Here is a 1,775-nt window from a genome sequence, read left to right as displayed (position 1 = left end):
AAAAAACAGAATCTCATTACTGAGATTCTGTTATGGGGTTAACTCTTTTTCATTCTTATTAAGAGATAAATTCCAGATACTAAGAACAATGCTGCAAATACAACCAGCTGTGTATTATCTCCTGTTTTAGCAGGTGTCTTATCTTTTTCATTTTTCTTTGTATCTTGTTTTTTATCTGGTACAACTTCTGCTTTTTTCGCAATCAACTTAAAGTCTTCAGTGACTGTATGATTATTTTCAGAATGTGTGATTGTAAATGTCTGATCTTCTTCTTTGTTTTTATCAAAGCCTGTTAATACAGCTTCTTTTGTAACATCACGACTAAATCCATTGTCATAATAAGCAGTAATTGTAAGATCTGCTTCTTCACCTTTAACATGTTCTTTATTCTGCTTGATTTCAAGCTTTGTGAGTACTGAAAGCTTCTGTTTTCTAGGAACAGTCTTTACATCAATACCTGCCATCTGACAGATACCTATAGCTTGAAGTTGTACTGATTCATAACCGAGTGATCCAGTCTTAAAGCCTGCATTAGAGATAATAGATAGAGGTGCACTATTGTTTTCTAGTCCTTCTAAAACAAACTTAGTGTAGTATAAGATACAGCCACGAGGTACATGGTAATCACTTGTTACAAGAACAACATTCTTAACATCTGGATACCTTGTTTTTAATACTTCATAAGTATTTTTCGCATTTCCTACTGTATCCTGTGCTCTATTTTCTACAATCAAGCGAGATGGTTCTAAGCCCTGTTTTAAGAGCCATTCACCCATCAATCCACCTTCAGTCACATTTGGATTATTCTTTGCAGTCCCACCACCTGTAACGACGACATATGATTCAGGATATTCTTTCGCAATTGCCAGACCTGTTTGAAGTCTACCTACAAGTTCTTCCTTCATCGTACCATCATCATTGAGTGCAAATCCAAGAATAACAACTGACATACTATTATCTTTTGGTAAGCCTTGAGGTACTTCATTTACATGAGTGAAATCAGGAGAATTGACTTCTAGCCAATAATGCATGATTGAATCCCAAGCTTCTCCCTTTTTCTTATCTACAGATTTTAGTTCTACTAAGACACGTTCAATATCAGTGACTGAGTCTTCCATATAATCTGTATAATAACCAATTAACTGTGAAATGAGGACATCCGCATCATTTTCTGCGTGTACTGGTGTCACTAGAAATGCACTGAAAATCAATGAGAAAGCAGTGAATAATGCGAACAATTTCTTATATCGTTTCATAAGTTATGCCTCCTTTTTTGTCCTTATTTCCTCCTTTAATATACATTCTCTTCTCACTTTCATCATACCTATAATAAGCATAAATCTCAATAAATACAGATAAAATAAACTGTTTCTAGGTCACTATAATTATCTTCATTTTAACATTATAACTTATAAAAAGAGTACCGAAGTACTCTATTTACGATCCAGTATTGATTTGATTCCCATAAATAATGAAAATACAAATATAGCGATATATAGTCCAAAATATGGCATACGTACACCATGTTCTAAATAATCAGATAAAGCAATAAGTGCCCAGATGACACCCATCATAAGATATTGCGCGGCAATATAGCGATAGTCATCTTTATGTTTATTACGTTGTCTCATCACTAGCGCGAAGCCAATAACAGCCGCAAACATTAAATATGTTAACATGTTATGTTTTCCTCCTTAATTAAAAGAATAGCACAAATAAGAGTGCTATTCTAGGCTGACTACTCCCACGGGAAAGCCCGTGGGGTTCTTACTGTC

General features: G+C 34.5%; 2 protein-coding genes. Both read right to left on the bottom strand.

The genetic code is table 11. The annotated features are described in order from the left end of the window. Positions 1-38: 38 nt before the first annotated feature. Positions 39-1,256, bottom strand: a complete 1,218-nt coding sequence (locus tag B2S90_RS01280; RefSeq protein WP_286696429.1) for an ElyC/SanA/YdcF family protein — start codon at positions 1,254-1,256, stop codon at positions 39-41. Positions 1,257-1,433: 177 nt separating this feature from the next. Further along, complete coding sequence (locus tag B2S90_RS01275; protein ID WP_055235033.1) at positions 1,434-1,679, bottom strand: hypothetical protein; 246 nt, start codon at positions 1,677-1,679, stop codon at positions 1,434-1,436. Positions 1,680-1,775 lie beyond the last annotated feature (96 nt).

The organism is Catenibacterium sp. UBA627, from assembly GCF_002299355.1.
GTDB lineage: Bacteria > Bacillota_I > Bacilli_A > Erysipelotrichales > Coprobacillaceae > Catenibacterium > Catenibacterium mitsuoka.
This window is presented reverse-complemented; position numbering and strand designations above follow the sequence as displayed.

Bases quoted from the DNA above. Each gene is read 5' to 3' on its own strand.
- B2S90_RS01280 (WP_286696429.1), bottom strand. From the start codon at position 1,256: ATGAAACGATATAAGAAATTGTTCGCATTATTCACTGCTTTCTCATTG.
- B2S90_RS01275 (WP_055235033.1), bottom strand. From the start codon at position 1,679: ATGTTAACATATTTAATGTTTGCGGCTGTTATTGGCTTCGCGCTAGTG.